The sequence below is a fragment of the Corallococcus aberystwythensis genome, assembly GCF_003612165.1.
In the GTDB taxonomy this organism is placed as follows: Bacteria; Myxococcota; Myxococcia; order Myxococcales; family Myxococcaceae; genus Corallococcus; species Corallococcus aberystwythensis.
Genome location: NZ_RAWK01000432.1, coordinates 1 through 5,328, shown reverse-complemented (window position 1 = coordinate 5,328; position 5,328 = coordinate 1). Strand labels below are relative to the sequence as shown.

General features: G+C 69.9%; 4 protein-coding genes. 3 read left to right on the top strand and 1 reads right to left on the bottom strand.

Features of this window, described 5'->3' with window-relative positions:
* The 3 genes from D7W81_RS39685 to D7W81_RS39675 form a co-directional block, all read left to right on the top strand.
* A partial coding sequence (locus D7W81_RS39685; RefSeq protein ID WP_306440946.1) for a zinc-dependent alcohol dehydrogenase family protein occupies window positions 1-1,041 on the top strand: 1,041 nt, incomplete at its 5' end.
* 105 nt (window positions 1,042-1,146) lie between these two features.
* Window positions 1,147-2,511, top strand: a complete 1,365-nt coding sequence (locus tag D7W81_RS39680; RefSeq protein WP_120560521.1) for a M16 family metallopeptidase — start codon at window positions 1,147-1,149, stop codon at window positions 2,509-2,511.
* Entirely contained in the window at window positions 2,511-4,097 is a 1,587-nt protein-coding gene (locus tag D7W81_RS39675) for a M16 family metallopeptidase (protein WP_120560520.1), read from the top strand. The genes D7W81_RS39680 and D7W81_RS39675 overlap by 1 nt, the downstream gene beginning before the upstream one ends.
* Before the next feature lie 21 nt (window positions 4,098-4,118).
* On the opposite strand, the gene D7W81_RS39670 is transcribed toward D7W81_RS39675, so the two are convergent.
* A complete protein-coding gene (locus tag D7W81_RS39670; RefSeq protein WP_120560519.1) occupies window positions 4,119-5,141 on the bottom strand; it encodes a DUF3616 domain-containing protein in 1,023 nt (340 codons plus the stop codon).
* Window positions 5,142-5,328: the final 187 nt, after the last annotated feature.

The following is a 5,328-nucleotide window of genomic DNA, read 5'->3' as shown; positions in this document are numbered from 1 at the left end:
CCCCCCAGGCAACCCCCTCGCGGAGTCACTTCCATGCAGGCGTACGCGCTCCAGCACACCTCCGGTTCCTCCAGCTGGGCCCTCGTGGAGACGCCCCAGCCCCAACCGGCCGCCGGCCAGGCGCTCGTCCGCATCCACGCCGTCTCCCTCAACTACCGCGACCTCATCATCGCCCGCGGCACCTACCCGGGCATGAAGCTCCCCCTCATCCCCTGCTCGGACGGCGCTGGACAGGTCGTCGCCGTGGGCCACGGCGTCACCCGCGTGAAGCCCGGCGACCGCGTGGCCCCCACCTTCTTCCAGGTCTGGACCGACGGCGAACGCACCCCGGAGCGGGTCGCCCATGCGCTCGGCGGCAGCATCCCCGGCGTCCTGTCGGAGTACGTCTGCCTGGACGCCGAGGGGCTCGTCGTCCTCCCCGACTGGCTCTCCTACGAGGAGGGCGCCACCCTCCCCTGCGCCGCCGTGACCGCCTGGAACGCGCTCGTCCCCCAGGGCGGCCTCAAGGCCGGGCAGACCGTGCTCGCGCAGGGCACCGGCGGCGTTTCCATCTTCGCCCTCCAGTTCGCCCGCATCCTCGGCGCCCGCGTCGTCATCACCTCCAGCCAGGACGACAAGCTCCAGCGCGCGAAGCAGCTGGGCGCGGACGGACTCATCAACTACCGCCAGACGCCGGACTGGGAGCAGGCGGTGCTCACGCTCACCGGCGGCCAGGGCGTGGACCACGTGCTGGAGGTGGGCGGCGCGGGCACGCTGCCCCGCTCCGTCGCGGCCACGAAGGAGGGCGGCCACATCGCGCTCATCGGCCTGCTCACCGGCGCTCCCGGCAAGCCGGACACCGCCGCCACCCACACGAAGCACCTGCGCGTCATCAGCACCTACGTGGGCAGCCGCGAGATGTTCGAGGACATGCTCAAGGCCATGTCGCGGGAGAAGACCCGGCCCGTCATCGACCGCGTCTTCCCCTTCGGCCAGGCGCGCGAGGCCCTCCAGTACATGGAGTCCGGCGGCCACTTCGGAAAGATTGTCATCACCGTGTGAGGCCCGGCGCTGGTGCGCAGATGACACGCGCGCGGAAAGCCGCCCCCACCGGGCCTACCTCCGGCGTAACGTCCCGCGCTTCCCTGGCACCGAAAGGGTCCGCGCATGCGCCGCCTGTTGCCCCTCCTGCTGCTGCTCCTGATGCCGGCGCTCCCGGCGTCCGCGCAGCAGCCTCCAGACGCCTCCCGCTTCTTCCCCTACACGCTGAACACGACACGCCTGCCCAACGGACTCACCGTGGTGCGCGTGCCGTTCAACTCGCCCGGCATCGTCGCGTACGTCACCGCCGTGCGCGTGGGCTCCCGCAACGAGGTGGAGCCCGGCCGCACCGGCTTCGCCCACTTCTTCGAACACATGATGTTCAAGGGGACGAAGGCGAACCCGGAAGGGCAGCGCGAGCGCATCCTCGGTGGCTACGGCTTCGACGACAACGCGTTCACCACCGACGACATCACCGTGTACCAGGTGTACGGCCCCACCGCCGGCCTGGAGAAGCTCATCGCGCTGGAGGCCGACCGCTTCCAGAACCTGGAGTACTCCGAGCCGGCCTTCCAGACGGAGGCGCTCGCCGTCCTGGGCGAGTACCACAAGAACGCCGCGGGCCCGGACCTCAAGCTGGAGGAGGCGCTGGCGAAGACGGCCTTCAAGCGCCACACGTACCAGCACACCACGCTCGGCTTCTATGAAGACATCCAGGCCATGCCCAAGGCGTATGAGTACAGCCGCTCGTTCTTCGAGCGCTGGTACACGCCCGCCAACACCACGCTCTTCATCGTCGGTGACTTCAACGACGCGCAGGTCGTCGCCCAGGTGACCCAGGCCTACGGCGGCTGGCAGCGCCAGGCCACCAGCATCATCATTCCCACCGAGCCTCCGCAGACGGCGCAGCGCTCGGTCCACGTGGACTGGCCGCAGCCCACGCAGCCTCGCCACGTGCTCGCGTGGCACACGCCCGCCGCCCGCGCGGACACGCCTGACGCCGCCATCCAGACCCTCCTCGCCGAGTACCTCGTGGGCGACACCAGCCCCGCGTACAAGGAGTTGGTGCTGGAGAAGCAGTACGTCGAGTCGCTGAACGTCTACACGACGCCCCACCGCGACCCGTACCTCTTCCCCATCGACGCCACGCTGCAGGACGAGAAGCACCGCGCCGCCGTGGACGCCGTGCTGCGCCGCGAGGTCACGGCGCTGTCCGGCGCCCCGGTGGACGCCGCGCGCTTGAGGTCCATCCAGGACCACCTGCGCTACGGCCTCTTGATGGACCTGGAGACGCCGCGCGACGTGGCCATCGACCTGGCCCTCTACGCGGGCGTGATGGGCCGCCCTGACGCGCTCGCCAGCTACCTGAAGCAGCTGGGCAGCGTGACGCCCCAGCAGATCACCCTGTTCGCGAGGAAGTACCTCGAGGACAAGAACCTCACCGTCCTCACCCTCACCCCCAAGGCCGTCGCCGCTGGAGGGACGCCGTGATGATGACCCGCGCCACCGTGTCGCTCATCCTGGCCGCCGCGCTGTCCCTCGCCGGCTGCGCCCACCACAAGCCTCCCGAAACCCCGCCGGACAACCCTCCCGGGGAGCCGCCGACCGAGCCGGGCGACGTGCCCGCGGTGCCGCTGAAAGAGCCGCCGCCGATGCACCTCGTGGTGCAGGCCCGTGGGGACACGCCCATCGTCAGCCTGCGGCTCGTCTTCCACACGGGCTCCATCGACGACCCGAAGGGCAAGGAGGGCCTCACCGCCCTCACCGCGAAGCTGATGGCGGAGGGCGGCACGCAGCGCCTCACCGCCGCGCAGTTCCTGGAAGCGCTCTACCCCATGGCCGCCGAGGTCAAGGTCGTCACCGACAAGGAGATGACCACCCTCTCCGGCCGCGTCCATCAGGACTTCCTGCCCTCGTTCCTGCTGCTCTTCACGGACACGCTGCTCCAGCCGCGCTTCGACCCCGCGGAGTTCGAGCGCCTGCGCGCCAACGCGCTCAATGCCGTGCGCAACGGCCTGCGCAGCGAGGACGACGAGACGCTCGGCAAGGTGGGACTGGACGCGCTCATCTACGCGGGACACCCGTACGCCCACTACACCGGCGGCACCGTGCAGGGGCTCCAGTCCCTCACGCTGGAGGACGTGAAGGCGCACGCGCGCCGCGTCTTCACGCAGGACCGGCTGGTCATCGGGCTGGCGGGGCCGGTGGACGCGAATCTCCAGCAGACCGTCACCTCGCGCCTCTCCGCGCTGCCCGCCAAGGGTGCGCCCCGGGTGGAGCTGCCCACGGTGAAGTCGTCGGCCGGACGGACGCTCATCCTCCAGAAGCCCACGCTCTCCACCGCCGTGAGCATGGGCTTCGTCACGCCAATGCGCCGGGGTGACCCGGACTTCTTCCCGGTGGCGTTCGCGCTGTCGAACCTGGGCGAGCACCGTCAGTTCATCGGCGTGCTCTTCAACGAGCTGCGTGAACAGCGCGGCCTCAACTACGGCGACTACGCCTACGTCGAGCACTTCATCGAGGACCGGGGCAACGGCACGTTCAACCGCACCAACCTGGTGCGCACGCAGCAGGACGTGTCCATCTGGCTGCGCCCCGTGGTGCCCGCCAACGGCGTGTTCGCCACGCGCGGCGCGGTGTACTTCCTGGAGCGGATGTCGAAGGAGCCGCTCACGCAGGAGCGCTTCAACCTGGTGCGCGGCTTCCTCCAGGGCTACACGCGCCTGTGGGAGCAGACCGACCAGCGACGGCTGGGCTACGCCATCGACTCGCTCTACTACGGCACGCCGGACTTCCTGGAGGCCTACCGCTCCGCGCTGACGACGATGACGCCGGAGTCCGTGCAGGCCGCCGTGCGCCGGCAGCTTCAGCCGGAGAAGCTGGCGTTCGTGTTCGTCACGGAGGACGCGCAGGGGCTGGCGCAGAAGCTGAAGTCCGGCGCGCCTTCGCCCATCACCTACGCGTCGCCCAAGTCTCCGGAGCTGCTCAAGCTGGATGAAATCATCATCCAGCAGAAGCTGCCGGTGCGCCCGGATGCCATCCAGGTCGCTCCGGCGGCGGAGTTCATGGAGCGCTGAAGTCCGCGCGCCTTCCGGCGCTCAGGGGCTCTGCGGCAACGCCGTCCACACGCCGCGGAAGCGCTTGAGCGCCGGATCCTTCTGACGCTTGCACTCGACGCCATCCACCTGCACGGTGCCGTCGTCGCTGAGCAGCAGGATGTCGTCCGACGTGTCCGGCGTGAAGAACGCCTCCGGGTTCACGCCCGACAGGTCCACCGACGTCACCGGCACCGGCGCGTCGTCCCCACCCTTCCAGGTGAACAGGCGCGACTTCGCCTCGGAGGCGGTGGCCCCCGCGATGATGAGGTAGCGCCCCCGCCACGTCGACAGCGACCGGATGCCCAGCCCGCCCAGCTCCAGCAACCGGGGCGCACCGAAGCGCGCGGGCGCGCCGTCGCGCACCACCGCCTCCGCGTTGAGCAGTGGCACCACCAGCGCCTTGCCCTCCGTCAGCGGGCTGCGGAAACCAATCAGCATCCCGGGCGCGTCCAGCATCGCCGTCAGGCCTTCGATGTTGAGCCCTCCCGGCTCCTTGGGCGGCAGCGGCTCCGCTTGCGTGAGGCCGTACGGCGCGAGCCGGGGGTCCGCGAGCAGGTCCTCCAACAGCTGCGTGTACGGCTGCCCGACGAGCCGCACGTGCTCCGGTTCCTCCACGCTCGTGGCGAAGAAGCGCAGGCGCGCGGGCTGCTTCTTGCCGGAGCTGTTGCGGCCGTGCGACGTGAGCCAGAAGGCCAGGTTGCCCAGCCTCGAGCCCGCCTCGATGTCCGTCTCCGGGGGCTTCTTCTTCACCGGCAACTCGAGCGACGGCGACAGGTCCACCGTGCGCAGCGGACGGCCGCCCTTCCGCGCATCGTAGACGCGCAGGATGTTGTCCTCGTCGTCCGCCACGACGAACAGGCCATCCCCCAGTTCCACCGCGCCGGACGCGTCACAGCTTCCTTCGAAGACGACCGTGCCTTCGGGCGCCGCGGCCGTCGCGGGCAGCGCGTCGCGCCGCACGTTCGCCTCGCGGGTACCGCAGCCCGCGACCAACACACATCCCCACAGGAGCCACCGTCTCATGCCCCTTCTTCTCGCCGCTCGCATGGCGTCACGCGCGCCGGGAATCCGGAAGCCCCTGGGGAAGTGTGTCGTAACCGACAGGAGGCGGAGCGGATCCGCTGGGGATCGGGGTTTGTATAAATGGCTGTCTCTTATGCACATCTGACGCTGCCGACGACTTAATAGGTGTAGAACTCGGGGGTCGCGG